This is a genomic window from Tessaracoccus sp. O5.2, assembly GCF_964266725.1.
In the GTDB taxonomy this organism is placed as follows: domain Bacteria; phylum Actinomycetota; class Actinomycetes; order Propionibacteriales; family Propionibacteriaceae; genus Arachnia; species Arachnia lapidicapta.
Genome location: NZ_CAXWGV010000001.1, coordinates 72,971 through 89,829, shown reverse-complemented (window position 1 = coordinate 89,829; position 16,859 = coordinate 72,971). Strand labels below are relative to the sequence as shown.

General features: G+C 69.2%; 14 protein-coding genes and 1 tRNA gene. 9 read left to right on the top strand and 6 right to left on the bottom strand.

Features of this window, described 5'->3' with window-relative positions; genetic code table 11:
* The first annotated feature begins 10 nt into the window (after positions 1–10).
* Positions 11–967, top strand: coding sequence for a glutathione S-transferase family protein (locus tag ACFQPD_RS00425; protein WP_068749493.1), 957 nt, complete (start codon positions 11–13; stop codon positions 965–967).
* A gap of 72 nt (positions 968–1,039) precedes the next feature.
* Here the strand turns inward: ACFQPD_RS00425 and ACFQPD_RS00420 are convergent, their stop codons facing one another.
* Both ACFQPD_RS00420 and gltX read right to left on the bottom strand, forming a co-directional pair.
* Positions 1,040–1,483, bottom strand: coding sequence for an Hsp20/alpha crystallin family protein (locus ACFQPD_RS00420; protein ID WP_068749494.1), 444 nt, complete (start codon positions 1,481–1,483; stop codon positions 1,040–1,042).
* Positions 1,484–1,669: 186 nt separating this feature from the next.
* The gene (gene gltX, locus ACFQPD_RS00415) at positions 1,670–3,049 is read right to left on the bottom strand and encodes a glutamate--tRNA ligase (protein ID WP_385897611.1); all 1,380 of its coding nucleotides are present in this window, start codon (positions 3,047–3,049) and stop codon (positions 1,670–1,672) included.
* 111 nt (positions 3,050–3,160) lie between these two features.
* On the opposite strand from gltX, the gene ACFQPD_RS00410 reads away from it, so the two are divergent.
* Both ACFQPD_RS00410 and ACFQPD_RS00405 read left to right on the top strand, forming a co-directional pair.
* On the top strand, positions 3,161–3,730 hold the full coding sequence (locus tag ACFQPD_RS00410; RefSeq protein WP_385897287.1) for a DUF4112 domain-containing protein: 570 nt from the start codon (positions 3,161–3,163) through the stop codon (positions 3,728–3,730).
* 37 nt (positions 3,731–3,767) lie between these two features.
* Complete coding sequence (locus ACFQPD_RS00405; RefSeq protein WP_385897286.1) at positions 3,768–5,450, top strand: glutamine--tRNA ligase/YqeY domain fusion protein; 1,683 nt, start codon at positions 3,768–3,770, stop codon at positions 5,448–5,450.
* 115 nt (positions 5,451–5,565) lie between these two features.
* Here ACFQPD_RS00405 and tuf read toward each other — a convergent pair whose 3' ends face one another.
* On the bottom strand, positions 5,566–6,765 hold the full coding sequence (gene tuf / locus ACFQPD_RS00400; RefSeq protein ID WP_385897285.1) for an elongation factor Tu: 1,200 nt from the start codon (positions 6,763–6,765) through the stop codon (positions 5,566–5,568).
* A gap of 203 nt (positions 6,766–6,968) precedes the next feature.
* On the opposite strand from tuf, the gene ACFQPD_RS00395 reads away from it, so the two are divergent.
* The 6 genes from ACFQPD_RS00395 (at position 6,969) to ACFQPD_RS00370 (ending at position 11,582) form a co-directional block, all read left to right on the top strand.
* On the top strand, positions 6,969–8,249 hold the full coding sequence (locus tag ACFQPD_RS00395; protein WP_385897282.1) for a transposase family protein: 1,281 nt from the start codon (positions 6,969–6,971) through the stop codon (positions 8,247–8,249).
* A 151-nt stretch (positions 8,250–8,400) separates the two neighbouring features.
* Positions 8,401–8,472: transfer RNA gene (locus tag ACFQPD_RS00390), tRNA-Val, on the top strand.
* A gap of 51 nt (positions 8,473–8,523) precedes the next feature.
* Complete coding sequence (locus tag ACFQPD_RS00385) at positions 8,524–9,294, top strand: sirohydrochlorin chelatase (protein ID WP_385897280.1); 771 nt, start codon at positions 8,524–8,526, stop codon at positions 9,292–9,294.
* A 29-nt stretch (positions 9,295–9,323) separates the two neighbouring features.
* Entirely contained in the window at positions 9,324–9,740 is a 417-nt protein-coding gene (gene msrB, locus ACFQPD_RS00380) for a peptide-methionine (R)-S-oxide reductase MsrB (protein ID WP_068752031.1), read from the top strand.
* 55 nt (positions 9,741–9,795) lie between these two features.
* Complete coding sequence (locus ACFQPD_RS00375; RefSeq protein WP_385897279.1) at positions 9,796–10,380, top strand: DUF3000 domain-containing protein; 585 nt, start codon at positions 9,796–9,798, stop codon at positions 10,378–10,380.
* Complete coding sequence (locus ACFQPD_RS00370; RefSeq protein WP_385897276.1) at positions 10,377–11,582, top strand: HRDC domain-containing protein; 1,206 nt, start codon at positions 10,377–10,379, stop codon at positions 11,580–11,582. The genes ACFQPD_RS00375 and ACFQPD_RS00370 overlap by 4 nt, the downstream gene beginning before the upstream one ends.
* Here ACFQPD_RS00370 and dxs read toward each other — a convergent pair.
* The 3 genes from dxs to ACFQPD_RS00355 form a co-directional block, all read right to left on the bottom strand.
* Positions 11,579–13,492 carry a 1-deoxy-D-xylulose-5-phosphate synthase gene (gene dxs, locus ACFQPD_RS00365; RefSeq protein WP_385897273.1) on the bottom strand — a complete coding sequence of 638 codons (1,914 nt, stop codon included), beginning with the start codon at positions 13,490–13,492 and terminating at the stop codon, positions 11,579–11,581. The two genes, ACFQPD_RS00370 and dxs, sit on opposite strands and share 4 nt — an antisense overlap.
* Positions 13,493–13,514: 22 nt before the next feature.
* Positions 13,515–13,904: a hypothetical protein gene (locus tag ACFQPD_RS00360; RefSeq protein WP_068752034.1), complete on the bottom strand. Its 390-nt coding sequence runs from the start codon at positions 13,902–13,904 to the stop codon at positions 13,515–13,517.
* Between the two features lie 99 nt (positions 13,905–14,003).
* Positions 14,004–16,823, bottom strand: a complete 2,820-nt coding sequence (locus tag ACFQPD_RS00355) for an aconitate hydratase (protein ID WP_385897271.1) — start codon at positions 16,821–16,823, stop codon at positions 14,004–14,006.
* Positions 16,824–16,859: the final 36 nt, after the last annotated feature.

Here is a 16,859-nt window from a genome sequence, read left to right as displayed (position 1 = left end):
GGCTCGGGGGATGAGCGAGAACGAAGAGCACTCCACCGGTGGCGTCTACTCGGTCAAGGGCAAGGAGTTCACCCGCGACTCCCGCTACATCGAGACGCGCATCATGGCCGAGCCGCGGGCCGGCACGGACGACTACCCCGTCGAGCCCGGGCGCTACCGGCTGGTCGCCGCGTATGCGTGCCCGTGGGCCAACCGCTCCATCATCGTCCGCGACGTCCTGGGGCTCCAGGACGTCATCTCGCTCGGCACCCCCGGCCCCACGCACGACTCCGACTCGTGGACGTTCGACCTGGACCCCGACGGACTCGACCCGGTCCTCGGGATCCACCGGCTCAAGGAGGCGTACGAGCGGCGATTCCCGGGCTACCCGCGCGGCATCACGGTCCCGGCCATGGTCGAGGTGGAGACGGGGCAGGTCGTCACGAACGACTTCGCGCAGATCACGGAGGACCTCTTCTTCCAGTGGAAGGCCCACCACCGGCCCGATGCGCCTGACCTGTGGCCCGCCGAGCTGCGCCCCGAGATGCGCGATGTCATGCGCCGCATCTACACCGAGGTCAACAACGGCGTCTATCGCTGCGGCTTCGCCGGCTCCCAAGAGGCCTATGACGCGGCCTACGACCGGTTGTGGACGGCGATGGACTGGCTCGAGGAGCGTCTGGCGAGCCGTCGCTACCTCATGGGCGACGCGATCACTGAGGCCGATATCCGGCTGTTCACCACGCTCGTGCGGTTCGACCCCGTCTACCACGGTCACTTCAAGTGCAACCGGCAGAAGCTGACGGAGCTGCCGAACCTGTGGGGTTACGCCCGGGACCTGTTCCAGACCCCCGGCTTCGGTAACAACGTGGACTTCGACCAGATCAAGCAGCACTACTACGTCGTCCACACCGACCTCAACCCGCTCAGCATCGTCCCGAAGGGGCCGGACCTGAGCGGCTGGGGCACCCCTCACGGCCGCGGCTGACGGCCGGGCACGACGACGGGGCCGGGGCGACGTATCGTCACCCCGGCCCCGCGCCGTTGTCTCCGCGGAGGATCAGCCCTCCTGCTGCGACTCCTCGACGCTGCCCTCGATCTCGTTGCTGCGGCTGGTGTGCTGCACCTCGATCTTGCGGGGCTTGGCGGTCTCCGCGACCGGGATCGTCAGTGTCAGGACGCCGTCGGAGTACGAGGCGCTGATCCGGTCGGTCGCGAGCCCGCGTCCGAGCGTGAGCTGGCGGGCGAACGTGCCGGCGGCACGCTCACGGGTCAGCCACTGGACGTCGGAGTCGACGGGGAGCTTGCGCTCGGCACGCACGGTGACGGTGGCGCCGTCCATGTCGATGTCGATGCTTGCGGGGTCCACGCCCGGGAGGTCGATGTGGGCGACGAAGTCGTCCCCCGTGCGGTAGAGATCCATCGGCATCGCCACCGAAGCGGGCGTGCGGGTCACGTCGCTCAGCAGGCGGTCGAAGTCGCGGAACGGGTCAAAGCCAGGCATCTGTGCTCCTTTCGACTGTGTTGGTGCTGGTTACGGCTTACGTAGTTGAGTATACTCCGCTCAACTACGAAGTCAAGTCCGACGGCGCATTCTTGAGCGAGGCAGGCTCAACTTGTCGCGGGCGGCCCGGCCCCACCGTCCACCCGGCGTCACCCGACCCAGGCCCGGCCCGGAGCCGGGTCCGGCCTACAGGGAGGCGCGCAGCGACCGGAGGCGGGCCAGCGTGGCGTCGCGGCCCAGCAGTTCCATCGACTCGAACAGCGGCGGCGACACCCTGCGCCCCGACACGGCGACACGGATCGGTGCGAACGCGAACTTCGCCTTGATCCCCATCCCCTCGACGATGCGCTCCTTCAACGCGGCCTGGATGGAGGCCGCGTCGAACGGCACCGACTCCGCGACGGCGACGGCGGCATCGAGGACCGCCCCGGCGCTGTCCGGGAGGGCGGCAACGGCCTCCTCCTCGACGGTCAGCGCGGCGTCGTCGACGAACAGGTAGTCCAGCTGCGGCAACGCGTCCTTGAGCAGGACGAGGCGCTCCTGGATGATCGGGACGGCGCGACGCAACAGGTCTGTCTGCTCCGCCGTCGGTGCCCACCGCTCCTGCTCGAACTCGAGGATGCGGTCGGCCAGCTCACCCGCGCTGAGGGCGCGGATGTAGTGCCCGTTGAGCCAGTCGAGCTTCTTGAGGTCGAAGATGGGCCCGACGGTGTTGACCTTGTCCCACGAGAAGTCCGCCACGAACTCGTCGAAGCTCTTGACCTCGGCGTCCTCGTCCCCCGCGTAGCCGAGGAGCTGCAGGAAGTTGCGCACGGCCTCGGGCAGGTAGCCCTGCTCCTTGAACCACATGAGCCGTGCGGCCGGGTTCTTCCGCTTGGAGATCTTGGATTTGTCGGTGTTGCGCAGCAGCGGCATGTGCGCGAACGCGGGCCGCTCCCAGCCGAGCCAGTCGTAGAGCAACACGTGCTTGGGGGTCGATGAGATCCACTCCTCGCCGCGCACGACGGTGTTGATGCCCATGAGGTGGTCGTCGACGACGACGGCGAGATGGTAGGTCGGGAAGCCGTCGGCCTTGAGGATGACCTGGTCGTCCGGCCGGGGCGCTTTGACGCAGCCGCGGATGATGTCGTCGAACTCGAGTGGCGCATCGTCCGGGATGAGCATGCGGACTACCGGCATCTCGGAGAAGCCGGGCAGCGCCGCCCGCTCCTCGCGGGTCTTGCCGAGGCACAGCCGGTCGTACCCGGTGACCGATTGCTTGGCCGCCTCCTGCTCCTTCCGCAGACCGGCGAGGCGCTCGGAGCTGCACCAGCAGTGGTAGGCGTGCCCGTCGGCGATGAGCTGGTCGACGTAGGGGCGGTAGGTGTCGAGTCGCTCCGATTGCCGGTAGGGCGCGTACGGCCCGCCGACGTGCGGTCCCTCGTCAGGGTTGAGCCCCAGCCACTCGAGGGAGTCGTAGATCTGTTGTTCGCTGCCCTCGACGAGCCGGTTCTGGTCGGTGTCCTCGATGCGCAGCACGAACGCCCCGCCGGTCTTCCGGGCCCACGCGAGGTCGAACAGCGCCATGAACGCGGTGCCGACGTGGGGATCGCCGGTCGGGGACGGGGCGACGCGGGTGCGGGCGGGGATGCGTGATTCGCTCATAGTGGCTTCACCCTATCGGGCATGCTGGGAGACATGACGACGCAACCCGGGCCGACCCCCGCCAAGGCGCTGCAGCGTGCCCGCGAGGCTGTGACCGAGGCGGCCGCCGGCCGTGTCCCCCGCCCCGACGGCAACCCGCAGCCCGAGCCGGCGCGGTTGACGAAGGCGTTCAGCTACCTCCTGGACGATCTCGTGCAGGTGCCCGGGACGAGCGTGCGGGTCGGTGTCGATCCGCTGTTGTCGCTGGTGCCGTGGGCCGGCACCGCGGTCGGGGCCGCGTTCGGCGGCGTGGTGCTCCTCGACGCCATCCGCCTGCGCGCGCCCGTCCCCGTGCTGGCGCGCATGGTGGGCAACTCACTGCTCGACTGGCTGCTCGGCATGGTGCCCTTCATCGGAGCCTTCTTCGACGTCGCCTTCCGGGCGAACAAGAAGAACCTGCGCCTCCTCAACCGCACGATCGAGAACCGCGAACTCGTGCGCCAGGCGTCCGTGCGGTACTGGATCGCGGCGGCGGCGTTGGTGGCTCTCGTCGTGGCCGTCATCGTCGCCATCCCGATCCTCGTCATCGCGGGAGTCGGGCAGCTCCTCGGCACGGCCGGCTGACCGGCTGGCCGGGCGGCGTCATGCTACCTTGACCCCCATGACCGAGCCGTCCGCCCTCCCCTCCAACTTCATCTACGACGCCGTGTCGGCCGACGTCGCGGCCGGCCGTCGGGGCGGCCGGGTGCAGACCCGGTTCCCCCCCGAACCCAACGGTTTCCTGCACATCGGTCACGCGAAGGCCATCGTCGTCGACTTCGGCGTGGCGGCGGACTTCGGCGGCATCTGCGTCCTGCGCCTGGACGACACGAACCCGGAGACCGAGGACACCAGCTTCGTCGAGGGCATCATCGAGGACATCGAGTGGCTGGGCTACGAGCCCGCCGACGTCCGCTATGCGTCGGACTACTTCGGCACGCTGTACGCCTGGGCGGAGCAGCTCATCCGCGACGGCCTCGCGTACGTCGACGATCAGGACTCCGAGGCCATCTCCGCGGGACGCGGCGGCTACGGCCGTCCCGGCGTCGAGTCGCCGTACCGGGACCGGTCCGTCGACGACAACCTCGACCTCTTCCGGCGCATGCGCGACGGCGAGTTCCCCGACGGCAGCCGGGTGCTGCGCGCGAAGATCGACATGAACCACGAGAACATGCAGCTGCGCGACCCGATCATGTACCGGATCCGCCGCGTCGAGCATCACCGCACCGGGGACGAGTGGGCGATCTACCCGACCTACGACTGGGCGCACGGGCAGTCCGACGCCATCGAGGGCGTGACGCACTCGTTGTGCACGCTGGAGTTCGAATCGCACCGACCGCTCTACGACTGGTTCCTCACGCAACTGGGGGTGGCCGACCCGCCGCGCCAGTACGAGTTCGCCCGCCTCGAGCTCACTCACACGGTCACGTCGAAGCGGCGCCTCGCCAAGCTGGTGATGGACGGCATCGTCGACGGATGGGACGACCCGCGCATGCCGACGCTGCGCGGCCTGCGGCGGCGGGGCTATCCGCCGGCTGCCATCCGCGACTTCTGCCGCGAGGTCGGCACGACGCGCACAAACGCGCGCCAGTCCATCGAGGCGCTGGAGAGCTACGTGCGCCGCAGCCTCAACGAGACGGCGCAGCGCCGGATGGCCGTGCTGCGGCCGCTCAAGCTCACCCTGACGAACTGGCCGGTGGACGCCGACGGCTCCCCGGTGGTCGAGTACTTCGAGGTGCCCAACAACCCGGAGCGTGCCGAGGACGGGGTCCGCCTGGTGCCGTTCACGGGCGAGCTGTGGATCGAGGAGGACGACTTCCGCGAGGTCCCCCCGCCCAAGTACTTCCGCCTCTCCCCCGGGCGCGAGGTGCGGCTCCGCGGCGCGTACTTCGTCACGGCGACCGACGTGGTCAAGGACGATGCCGGCCGGGTGGTCGAGGTCCTCGCGACGTACGACCCCGCCTCACGCGGCGGCAACTCCCCGGACGGGCGCAAGGTGAAGTCGACCATGCACTGGGTCTCGGCACTGCATGCCGTCGCCGCCACCGCCGCGCTGTACGAGCGGCTGTTCACGGCCGAGGCCCCGGGCGAGGCGACCGGGGAGGCCCTCGACGACGTGAATCCCCACTCCAGGGAGCTGCTGGAGGGCTGCCGGGTCGAGGCGGCCCTGGCCGACGCCTCCCCCGGTGAGGTCGTGCAGTTCGAGCGGCTCGGCTACTTCGCCGTCGACCTCGATGAGCCCATGCTCTTCCACCGCACCGTCGGTCTCCGCGACGAGTGGGCCGCCATCCAGAAGCGCTCCTGACCCGGTCGGTCCCGGCGCACGCCGTGCCGGGACCGACCGCCGGACATGACGCAAGGGCCGGGCAGCTGATCGCTGCCCGGCCCTTGCGTCTCGTCAGGGGCTCACGCCCCCCAGGTCACTTGAGGATCTTGACGACGTTACCCGCACCGACGGTGCGGCCGCCCTCGCGGATGGCGAACTTGAGGTTCTCCTCCATGGCGATGGGCTTGTTGAGGTGCACGGTCATCTCGGTGTTGTCGCCGGGCATGACCATCTCGGTGCCGGCCGGGAGCTGCACCACGCCGGTCACGTCCGTCGTGCGGAAGTAGAACTGCGGGGAGTAGTTCGAGAAGAACGGCTTGTGACGGCCACCCTCCTCCTTGGTCAGCACGTAGACGTTGGCCTCGAAGTCGGTGTGCGGGGTGGTCGAACCCGGCTTGATGACGACCATGCCGCGCTCGACGTCTTCCTTCTTGGTGCCGCGGAGCAGCAGGCCGACGTTCTCGCCCGCACGACCCTCGTCGAGGATCTTGCGGAACATCTCGACACCGGTGACGGTGGAGGTCTGCTTGGTCTCACGGATGCCGATGATCTCGACGGTGTCGCCGGTCTTGACGATGCCGCGCTCGATACGGCCGGTGATGACGGTGCCACGACCGGTGATCGTGAAGACGTCCTCAACGGGCATGAGGAAGGGCTTGTCGGTGTCACGCTCGGGCTGCGGGATGTACTCGTCCACAGCGTTCATGAGCTCCATGATCGACTCGGACCACTTCTCGTCGCCGTTCAGCGCCGGGAAGGCCGCGACGCGGACGATCGGCAGGTTGTCGCCGTCGAACTCCTGCGCCGACAGGATCTCACGCAGCTCCATCTCGACCAGGTCGATGAGGTCGGCGTCGGCCTCGTCAATCATGTCGCACTTGTTGAGGGCGACGACGATCGCCGGCACGCCAACCTGGCGGGCCAGGAGGATGTGCTCGTGGGTCTGGGCCATCGGGCCGTCGGTGGCGGCCACGACCAGGATCGCGCCGTCCATCTGGGCGGCACCGGTGATCATGTTCTTGACATAGTCGGCGTGGCCGGGGCAGTCGACGTGGGCGTAGTGACGCTTCTCGGTCTGGTACTCGACGTGCGCGATCGAGATCGTGATACCACGCTGACGCTCTTCAGGCGCCTTGTCGATCTGGTCGAACGCCGACACGGCGTTCCACTGCGGGTACTTGTCGTGAAGCACCTTCGTGATCGCCGCGGTCAGAGTGGTCTTGCCGTGGTCGACGTGTCCGATGGTGCCGATATTGCAGTGCGGCTTGGTCCGCTCAAACTTGGCCTTTGCCACGAGGGCTCCTTCTTGGGATGTCGCCTCGCACGGTGCGGGGCGTCGGCTTGTCTTTCCTCGATCGGAGGTCAGCATCTGAGCTTACCGCCCAGGTGCATACCTGCCTAATCGTCGCGTTGACTCATCGAAGATGCCCGCGTAGCTGGAGTCGTTGACTCATCTGAAGATGCCCGCGTGGGTCAGACTCGGGGATGGAGTTGACGATGGCGACACGTAGAGCGGTCACGCAGGCTCAGCTGGCGAAGTGGCCCAAGGCATCACGGGCCGAGAAGTCAGCCATCCTGGACGCCGTGGTCCAACTCACCGGCTGGCATCGCGACCATGCCCGCAAGGCAATCAGGACACTGCTGGCCGACCCCGACCGGGCAACCCGTCCCCGAACAGCGCGGGAGCCAGTGCGCACCTACGACGACGCCACCGTCGCGCTCCTGGCCCGCTGCTGGGCGATCCTCGACGGCCCCTCAGGCAAACGCCTCCACCCCGCCGTGCCTGACCTGCTGTCCAACCTGGCCCGCCACGGCCGCCTCACCCCCACCGAGCAAGCAGTGGTCGAGGCCGTGCTCCGCATGTCACCGGCCACCATCGACCGCCGCCTCGCGCCCCACCGTCAGGGACTGGTCGCAGGCAAGGGCCTGTCACACACCCGCCCCGGATCACTGCTGAAGACCTCGATCCCGCTCAAGACCTGGGCCGAGTGGAACGACACCATCCCCGGGATCATCCAGATCGACCTGGTCGGCCACGAAGGCGGCGACAACAACGGCCACTTCCACTACACCCTCGACGCCACCGACGTCGCCACCGGCTGGACCGAGACCATCACCATCAAGTCCAAGGGCGAACGCATCGTCGCCACCGCCCTCGAACAACTACGCCTCCGGTTCCCCTTCCATATCGCCGGCATCCACTCCGACAACGGCTCGGAGTTCATCAACCACCACCTACTGCGCTGGACCACCAGCAACCAGATCAGCTTCTCCCGCGGCCGGGCCAGCCACTCCAACGACCAAGCCCACGTCGAACAGAAGAACTGGTCCATCGTGCGCCGCAACGTCGGTTACTACCGCTACGACACCCCCCGCGAGCTGGACCTCCTCAACCAACTCTGGCCCTTGGTCTCGATCCAGACCAACCTGTTCCTGCCCCAGCAACGCCTGATCTCCAAAACCCGCACCGGCGCCCGCGTCCAGAAACGCCACGACACCGCAGCCACCCCCATGCACCGCCTACTCACCGACTACAGCGACCTCGTCGACGACCACGACGCACGCCACCTCGACACCCTCCACCGCGACACAGACGTCGAAGACCTCAAACACCGCATCGCCGACATCCAAGGCAACCTGCTCGAACTCGCCCGCCGCCGGGGCGCCGTCCAACGCCGCGCCAAGACCAACCACGTCTACCTCTCCCGCCGGAAGATCAGCGATCCGAAGCGGGCAAACCCAGATGAGTCAACGACTCAAACCAAGCGGGCATCTTGACATGAGGCAACAGGAATCACGTCGCCACGAGGGGCTGGACCCCTTTCACGACCAGGTGGACAGGGCTCCTCGCGCGCGCCGCTTCTATCGAGGCGCACCGTCGTCGGTTCGACACGGCCCGGGTTCTTCTACTAGACTCCAACTTCGCTAGGGGCGATTGGCGCAGTGGTAGCGCGCTTCGTTCACACCGAAGAGGTCGGCGGTTCGAAACCGCCATCGCCCACAGAAGAGTCTCCGACACGCCACCATCCGGTGGCCCAATGAGAGAGAGTCGATGACTGCGCCGGCAATCGTGCTTGTGGCCGAGGGGCCCGACGATCCGGCGGTCACCAATGCATTGAAGTCCATCGCGCGGTCCCTTCAGAGCAGCCGCCCGGATCTCCGCATCGCACTCGCGCGGATCGGCGCGGGCACACCCAGGCTGGAGAACGTGGTGGCCGACCTGGTCGCCGACGACGTGGCCGAGGCCGTCCTGGTTCCGCTCGACCTCGTCTCCGCGGCGGACCACGCTCCCGAACTGGACACGTTCGAGCACTCCGGTGACATCCACCTCGCCGTGAGCCGTCCCGTGGGTCCCGCCGGCGAGGTGCTCAACATCCTCGACGAGCGGGTGCGCGAGGCACTCCATCGCGGAGGCGCGCTGGAGATCGACGGCCTCGTCCTCGCCGCCCCCTCGGGTGGTGACGTGCGCGGGACGTCGCTGCTGGGTCGTCGCGCCCGGCAATGGTCGGCGCACCACCGACTCCCGGTTCAGTTGGCGGTGGAGACCGGCGACGGGCGGGCGACCGCGGCCGCCGTCGCCTCCCTGCGGATGCAGGGTCGCCGGCACATCGCCGTGGGCAGCCTGCACCTCACCCCCACCCCCAGCTACCACATGCACGTCCAGGGCGCCCTGCGCGCGGGCGCCGTCGCGGTGACGGCCCCCATCGGCGACAGCCCCCACCTCCGCCAACTCATCCTCGCCCGCTACGCCTTCGGCGCGATGGAGTTGCTGGACGGGACCCCCACCAGACTCCCCGACGACCTGGACGGCGAGGACTCCTGACGCTTGCCCGGGGCGCATAGGATCGCTGCATGAACGACGCGTACCGCCCTCCCGTGACCAAGTCCGACGAGGAATGGGCGGCCGAGCTGTCCCCCCTCGAGTTCAAGGTGCTCCGTCTGGCCGGCACCGAGGCTCCCTTCACGGGCGAGTACACCGACACCGAGGACGAGGGCATCTACGAGTGCCGCGGCTGCGGGGCCGAACTCTTCCGCAGCACCGAGAAGTTCCACTCCCACTGCGGCTGGCCCAGCTTCTTCTCCCCCCTGGCGGAGGACCGGGTTCGCTACATCGACGACCACTCGATCCCCGGCCGCCCGCGGGTCGAGGTGCGCTGTGCCGCCTGCGACGGCCACCTGGGGCACGTCTTCGAGGGCGAGGGATACGACACCCCGACGGATCTCCGCTACTGCATCAACTCGGTCAGCCTCCGCCTCCGCCGCGGCTGAGCCGCTCCGGCGCGCCTCACCGGCCACCGAGGGGCCCCGTCGTAGGGTGGCGGTCGTGCCAGCAGACGTGACCAGCGCGACGCCCGAGCCTTTCGCCCGCGCACTGCGCGAACTCGACACGATGCGGTGGCGCCGCGGGTTCACCACCGACGAGATCGGCTCACCGCAACGCATCGCGCCCTACTCCGTCGCCATCGAGGGCGAACTGGGCGACGGCGGCGACGAGGCCCTCTCGACGGGGCGGCTGATCCTCCTCCACGACCCGGCGGGCAACGACTCCTGGTCGGGCACGTTCCGCCTGGTCACCTACGTCCGGGCCGAGGTCGACCTCGACATGGTCACCGATCCGCTGCTCCCCGACGTCGCGTGGTCCTGGTTCACCGACGCTCTCGCGCACCGCGGCTGCGCCGCCCACGCGCTGGCCGGCACCGTCACGGCCTCCTACGGGAAGGGCTTCGGCGACATGGCCGACGCGGACCGCGCCGAGGTCGAGCTGCGGTGCTCCTGGACCCCCACCCTGGACGTCCGGCACCCGTTGACCGCCCACCTCGCCGCGTGGGAGGACCTCATGGGTCACGTCGCGGGCCAGCCGCCCCTCCCCCCTGGCGTCTCATCCCTTCCCACCGGGCGGCGCGGATGACCTACATCGAAAGCCCCAGAGAACCGCTGCGTCCCGTCGTCGAGGACCCGAGCGCCCTCGAGTCCTGCCTCGAGGCCCTCGCGTCGGCCACCGGACCTGTCGCCTTCGACACCGAGCGGGCCCACGGCCACCGGTACTGGCCCAAGGCGTACCTGCTGCAGATCCGCCGCGAGGGCGCCGGCACGTGGCTCGTCGATCCCGTGGCGTTCGAACGCGGCGGACCCGCCGACCTGTCGTCTCTCGTCACTGCCTGCGGGGACGCGCCGTGGATCATCCACGCGGCCAGCCAGGATCTCCCGTGCATGCGTGAGATCAGTGTCCTGCCACCGTCGATCATCGATACCGAGCTCGCGGCCCGCCTGCTCGGAAAGCCCGGCGCCAGCCTCGGAGCCCTGCTGGCGGCCGAACTGGGCGTCCACCTCCGCAAGGCCCACTCGGCGGACAACTGGTCGAAGCGGCCGCTGCCGCCGTCGTGGCTCACGTATGCCGCGCTCGACGTCGACTACCTCCTCGAGCTGGCTGAGCGGCTGCAGGATGAGCTGCAGGAGGTCGGGCGCGCCGAGTGGGCCGACCAGGAGTTCGCGGACACGTTGGCGCGCCACACCGCTCCCCCGCAGCCCCGCGTGGATCCGTGGCGCCGCCTCAGCGGGATCACCACGCTGCGCACGCCACGGCAGTACGCCGTCGCCCGGGCCCTGTGGACCGCCCGCGACGCCATCGCCCAACGGCGCGATCGACCGCCCGGCTGGATCCTCCCGGACGCCGCCATCCTGGAGGCGGCCGGCCTGGCGCGTGACTCGGTTCCCACGAAGTCGGAGCTCCTGCGGATCAAGGGCTTCGCCGCCCCGCCCGGCAGCCGAAACCTGTCCACCTGGCTCGCCGCCCTCGACGAGGTGCGGGCGCTACCGGCGTCCGGGTACCCCCCACCCCGTCTGCGCTCGGACGGCGTGCCGCACCCACGGACATGGGACCGGGTGAACCCCGAGGCCGCTGAGCGATGGGCCAAGGTACGTCCGGCGATCGACGAACTCGCCTGCGATCTCGGCGACCTGCAGCCCAGCCTCGTCGCTCCCCCGGTGGCGGTGCAGGGCAGCCTGTTCGCATCCGCGGACGTCACGCACGAGGACCTGCTGGCCCTGGGCGCACGTCCGTGGCAGGCCGACTTCCTCGTCCCCCTGATCCGTGAGGCCCTGGGCCGTTAGGCCGGCCGTACCGCCTCCTGGTCGGGTGCCGCGCTGAGCACCTCCCCCAGCACTCGCAGCGACACCTGCGCGGCGGTCAGCCCGATCTCATCGAGCACCTCGTCGCGCGAACCGTGGGCGAGGAAGCGCTGCGGGATCCCGAACGTCATCACGCGGGTCGCTGCATGGGACTCCGCCAGCCGCGAGCGGAGACGCTGGCCGACGCCGCCCTCCACGAGGTTGTCCTCCAGGGTGACGACGACGTCGTAGCCCGCCGCCAGCGACACGAGGTCCGGGCTCACAGGTAGGGCCCAGAGCGGGTCGACGACCGTGGCGGGGACGCCCTCGTCCCGGAGGCGATCCGCAACACCCAGCGCCATCCCGGCGCACTGGCCATACCCGACGATCAGCAGCCGCGAGCCCTCGCTGCGCCGCAGCACATCGACCCGCGAGAGTCCGTCGCCGACGTGCGCGACCTCCTCGATGGCGTCCGGCAGGCGTTCCTTCGAGTACCTGACGACGGTGACGGCGTCCGTGACATCGACGGCCCGGTCCAGCGCCGCAACGAGCCTGGCCTGGTCTCGCGGAGCGGCCAGCTGCAGGCCAGGGATGAGACCCAGTAGCGTCATGTCCCACATGCCGTTGTGGCTGGGGCCGTCCGTGCCCGTGACCCCGGCCCGGTCCAGGGCGATGGTCATCCCGGTGCGATGCAGCGCTGCGTCCATGAGCACCTGGTCGAACGCGCGGTTGACGAACGTGGCGTAGAGGGCCACCACGGGGTGCAGCCCCGAGCGCGCCAGCCCCGCCGCCGACACGATGGCGTGCTGTTCGGCGATGCCGACGTCGAAGATCCGGTCCGGGAACGCGGCCGCGAACCGTCCGAGCCCGGTGGGGTGCAGCATGGCGGCCGTCACGGCGACGACGTCCGGCCGGCGCTGGCCGATGTGCACCATGGCCTCCGCGAAAGCGTCCGTCCACGTGGCCTGGACCGACGCCGAGAGGGGCTCGCCCGTGATCTCGTTGATCCGGCCCACGGCGTGGAACTGGTCCTCCTCGTGCTCCTCCGCGGCCTGGAACCCGCGACCCTTGCGCGTGACGCAGTGCACGATCACCGGGCCGCCGAAGTGCCGTGCCTGCTCGAGGTGGTTCGTCAGCGACGCGATGTCGTGCCCGTCGAGGGGCCCCATGTACTTGATGCCGAGGTCCGAGAACATCGACTGCGGCGCCAGGACGTCCTTCACCCCGGTCTTGAAGCCATGCATGAGGTCATAGACCGGACGGCCGACGAGTGGCATGCCGGTGACCGTGCGCTTGATCAGGGTCAGGGTCTTCTCGTAGCGACGATCGGTGCGCAGGCCAGCCAGATGGTTGGCGAGTCCACCCACCGTCGGCGTGTACGAGCGCCCGTTGTCGTTGACCACGATCACCAGCCGGAGGTCCTGCCGGGCCGCGATGTTGTTGAGCGCCTCCCAGGCCATGCCACCGGTCAGGGCGCCGTCGCCGACGACCGCCACGACCGTGCGGGCCTCGCCGCGCAGCCGGAAGCCTTTGGCCAGGCCCTCCGCCCAGGACAGGGCGGTCGAGGCATGTGAGTTGGCCACCCAGTCGTGCTCGGACTCCGCGGGCTCCGGGTATCCGGAGAGGCCTCCGCGCTGGCGGAGCTGATCGAAGCCCGCGGCACGGCCCGTGAGGATCTTGTGGACGTAGCTCTGGTGCCCCGTGTCGAAGATGATCGGATCCCGCGGCGAGTCGAACACCCTGTGGATCGCCATGGTCAGCTCGACCACGCCCAGGTTCGGCCCCAGGTGCCCACCGGTGCGGCTCACCTTCGTGATGAGGAACGATCGGATCTCGGCCGCGAGCTGGACGAGCTGGCGCCGAGACAGCGCGCGAAGGTCGCGCGGGCTGGTGATCGTCTCCAACACAGACATGGGCTCCATAGTAGGGCCAGGCTCAGAGCTTGGGCACGAACCGCACGTCCCGCAAGGCCTGATCCACCAGTTCGACCGCCCTGGCGACGCGCACCAGGCGCGCCTCCTCCTGCTGCAACACGGCGGCCGCCTGGTCCGCCGTGGCCGCGTCCACCACCCCGGTCAGCGACGGCCGGAGCCCGGTCAGGCCGCTGCGGGTGGCGACCAGCTGGGACGACACGAACTCGCGCGCGAGCCGTGCCAGCACGACCGGATGGCGCCGGAGCACCCCGTATCCCCGGTACTCGGCCGGGCAGCTGTCCAGCAGGAATGCCTCCGCGGTGGCCACCCATCCCGGCGCCCCCGGTGGCCGCACCGCGGCCGGCCAGCCGGGCGGGACGTACACGCGGATCTGATCCTCATCATCGAACATGTGTTCTATTGAACCGCGCGCCGCCGACAGATTCAACCGGCCTGACACAGAAACGAGGGGCGACTCCCCTGTCGGGAGCCGCCCCTCGCAGCGTGCGGATCAGGCCTTGGCCAGGTTCCGCAACACGTACTGCATGATGCCGCCGTTGAGGTAGTAACTCCGCTCCCCCGGCGTGTCGATCCGCACGACGGCGTCGAAGGTCACCTCGGCCCCGTCCGGCTTCACGGCGCTGACCCGCATCGTCTGCGGGGTCACACCGTCGTTGAGGTCGGTGATGCCGGTGACCGAGAAGGTCTCCTCGCCCGTGAGGCCCAGCGACTCCGCCGTCTGGCCCTCGGGGAACTGCAGCGGCAACACGCCCATGCCGATGAGGTTGGAGCGGTGGATGCGCTCGTAGCTCTCGGCGATGACGACCCGCACGCCCAGCAGCGCCGTGCCCTTGGCGGCCCAGTCGCGGGACGACCCGGAACCATACTCCTTGCCCGCCAGCACGACGAGCGGCACGCCCGCAGATGCGTAGTTGACGGCCGCGTCGTAGACCGTCGTCACCGGGCCGCCGTCGACGGTGAAGTCACGCGTGAAGCCGCCCTCGGTGCCGGGAGCGATCTGGTTGCGCAGGCGGATGTTGGCGAAGGTGCCGCGGATCATCACCTCGTGATTCCCGCGCCGCGACCCGTAGGAGTTGAAGTCCTTCCGCTCCACACCGTGCTCGGTGAGGTAGAGACCCGCGGGCGAGTCGGCCTTGATCGAGCCGGCCGGAGAGATGTGGTCCGTGGTCACGGAGTCGCCGAGCTTGAGCAGCACGCGCGCGCCCGAGACGTCGGCCACCGGCGCGGGCTCGGCCGGCATGTCGTCGAAATACGGCGCCTTGCGGACGTAGGTGGAGTCCGGATCCCAGTCGAAGGTCTCGCCGTCGGGAGTGGGCAGCGACCGCCAGCGCTCGTCACCGGCGAAGACGTCGGCGTAGCGAGAGACGAACATCTCAGCGTTGATCGAGCTGTTGATGACCTCGTCGATCTCGGCCTCGGTGGGCCAGATGTCGCGCATGAACACGTCGTTCCCGTCGGAGTCCTGGCCGATCGGCTCGCTGAACAGGTCGATGTCCATGGTGCCCGCCAGCGCGTAGACGATGACCAGCATCGGCGAGGCGAGGTAGTTCATCTTCACGTCGGGGTTGATCCGGCCCTCGAAGTTGCGGTTGCCCGAGAGCACCGCCGACACAGCGAGGTCGTGAGCGTTGACCGCCTCAGAGACCTCCGGGATGAGCGGGCCGGAGTTGCCGATGCAGGTGACGCAGCCGTATCCAACGAGGTTGAAGCCGATCGCGTCCAGATACTGCGTGAGGCCGGAACGGTCGTAGTAGTCCGTCACCACCTGCGAGCCGGGGGCCAGCGAGGTCTTCACCCACGGCTTGCGGGTCAGGCCGCGCTCGACGGCCTTCTTCGCCACCAGAGCCGCGCCGATCATGACGCTCGGGTTGGACGTGTTGGTGCACGACGTGATGGAGGCGATCGTCACCGCGCCGTGGTCCAGCTCGAAGCTGGTGCCGTCGGCCAGGGTCACGGGGGCGGCGGCGTGCACCCGGGGGACCATGTGGTGGTGGGTCGGGTCGGCGGGCGCCGGCGAGTCGTCCCGGATCGTCGGGTCGGGGCCGGTCGGGTCTGAGGCACCCATCGTCGCCGCGACCGCCCGGTCGTAGCCGGAGTAGTCGTCGGCGTCATGCGGGGCGCCGACGAAGCCGGCCACCGCTTCGCGGAAGGCGGGCTTGGACTCGTCGAGCCGGATGCGGTCCTGAGGACGCTTGGGTCCGGCGATCGACGGCACGACCGTGGACAGGTCGAGCTCGATGTACTCGGAGTACTGGGGCTCGACGGCCGGATCGTGCCACAGCCCCTGCGCCTTGGCGTAGGACTCCACCAGCGCGATCTGCTGCTCGTCGCGGCCCGTGAGGCGCATGTAGTCGATCGTCTTGTCGTCGATCGGGAAGATCGCGATCGTCGAGCCGTACTCGGGGCTCATGTTGCCGATGGTCGCGCGGTTGGCGAGCGGGACCTGGGCGACGCCGTCGCCGTAGAACTCGACGAACTTGCCGACGACCTTGTGCTCGCGGAGCATCTCCGTGATGGTGAGGACCAGGTCGGTGGCGGTCGTGCCCTCGGTGAGCTTGCCGGTGAGCTTGAAGCCCACGACGCGCGGCACGAGCATGGAGACGGGCTGGCCCAGCATGGCCGCCTCGGCCTCGATGCCGCCGACGCCCCATCCGACGACGCCCAGGCCGTTGACCATGGTGGTGTGCGAGTCGGTGCCCACGCAGGTGTCGGGGTAGGCCTGCAGCACGCCGTCGACGGTGCGCGGGAAGACCACGCGGGCGAGGTGCTCGATGTTGACCTGGTGCACGATGCCGGTGCCGGGCGGGACGACCTTGAAGTCGTCGAAGGCCTTCTGTCCCCAGCGGAGGAACTGGTAGCGCTCGCGGTTGCGCTGGTACTCGATGTCCGTGTTGGCCTCGAACGCCCCGGCGATGCCGAAGACCTCGGCGATGACTGAGTGGTCGATGACCATCTCCGCCGGGGACAGCGGGTTGACCTTCGACGCGTCGCCGCCGAGCTGCGCGACGGCCTCGCGCATGGTGGCGAGGTCGACGACGCAGGGGACGCCGGTGAAGTCCTGCATGATGACCCGGGCCGGGGTGAACTGGATCTCGTGGTCCGGGTCAGCCGAGGGGTCCCAGGCGCCGAGGAACTCGATGTCCTCACGCGTGATGTTGGCGCCGTCCTCGGTGCGCAGCAGGTTCTCGAGCAGGACCTTGAGGCTGAAGGGCAGCTTCTCGGAGCCAGCGACCGCACCGATGCGGAAGTACTCGTACGAGGTGCCGTTGACGTCGAGGCTCGCCTTGGCCCCGAAACTGTTGACGCTCATCCTTCTCCTAACACTTGGCGGTCGCCAAATCTCTTG

Excerpts from the sequence above, each read along its gene's own strand:
- ACFQPD_RS00370 (WP_385897276.1), top strand. The coding sequence starts at position 10,377 with ATGACCTACATCGAAAGCCCCAGAGAACCGCTGCGTCCCGTCGTCGAG.
- dxs (WP_385897273.1), bottom strand. The coding sequence starts at position 13,492 with ATGTCTGTGTTGGAGACGATCACCAGCCCGCGCGACCTTCGCGCGCTG.
- ACFQPD_RS00425 (WP_068749493.1), top strand. The coding sequence starts at position 11 with ATGAGCGAGAACGAAGAGCACTCCACCGGTGGCGTCTACTCGGTCAAG.
- ACFQPD_RS00385 (WP_385897280.1), top strand. The coding sequence starts at position 8,524 with ATGACTGCGCCGGCAATCGTGCTTGTGGCCGAGGGGCCCGACGATCCG.
- ACFQPD_RS00410 (WP_385897287.1), top strand. The coding sequence starts at position 3,161 with ATGACGACGCAACCCGGGCCGACCCCCGCCAAGGCGCTGCAGCGTGCC.
- ACFQPD_RS00405 (WP_385897286.1), top strand. The coding sequence starts at position 3,768 with ATGACCGAGCCGTCCGCCCTCCCCTCCAACTTCATCTACGACGCCGTG.
- ACFQPD_RS00395 (WP_385897282.1), top strand. The coding sequence starts at position 6,969 with ATGGCGACACGTAGAGCGGTCACGCAGGCTCAGCTGGCGAAGTGGCCC.
- ACFQPD_RS00420 (WP_068749494.1), bottom strand. The coding sequence starts at position 1,483 with ATGCCTGGCTTTGACCCGTTCCGCGACTTCGACCGCCTGCTGAGCGAC.
- ACFQPD_RS00360 (WP_068752034.1), bottom strand. The coding sequence starts at position 13,904 with ATGTTCGATGATGAGGATCAGATCCGCGTGTACGTCCCGCCCGGCTGG.
- gltX (WP_385897611.1), bottom strand. The coding sequence starts at position 3,049 with ATGGCGCTGTTCGACCTCGCGTGGGCCCGGAAGACCGGCGGGGCGTTC.
- msrB (WP_068752031.1), top strand. The coding sequence starts at position 9,324 with ATGAACGACGCGTACCGCCCTCCCGTGACCAAGTCCGACGAGGAATGG.
- ACFQPD_RS00355 (WP_385897271.1), bottom strand. The coding sequence starts at position 16,823 with ATGAGCGTCAACAGTTTCGGGGCCAAGGCGAGCCTCGACGTCAACGGC.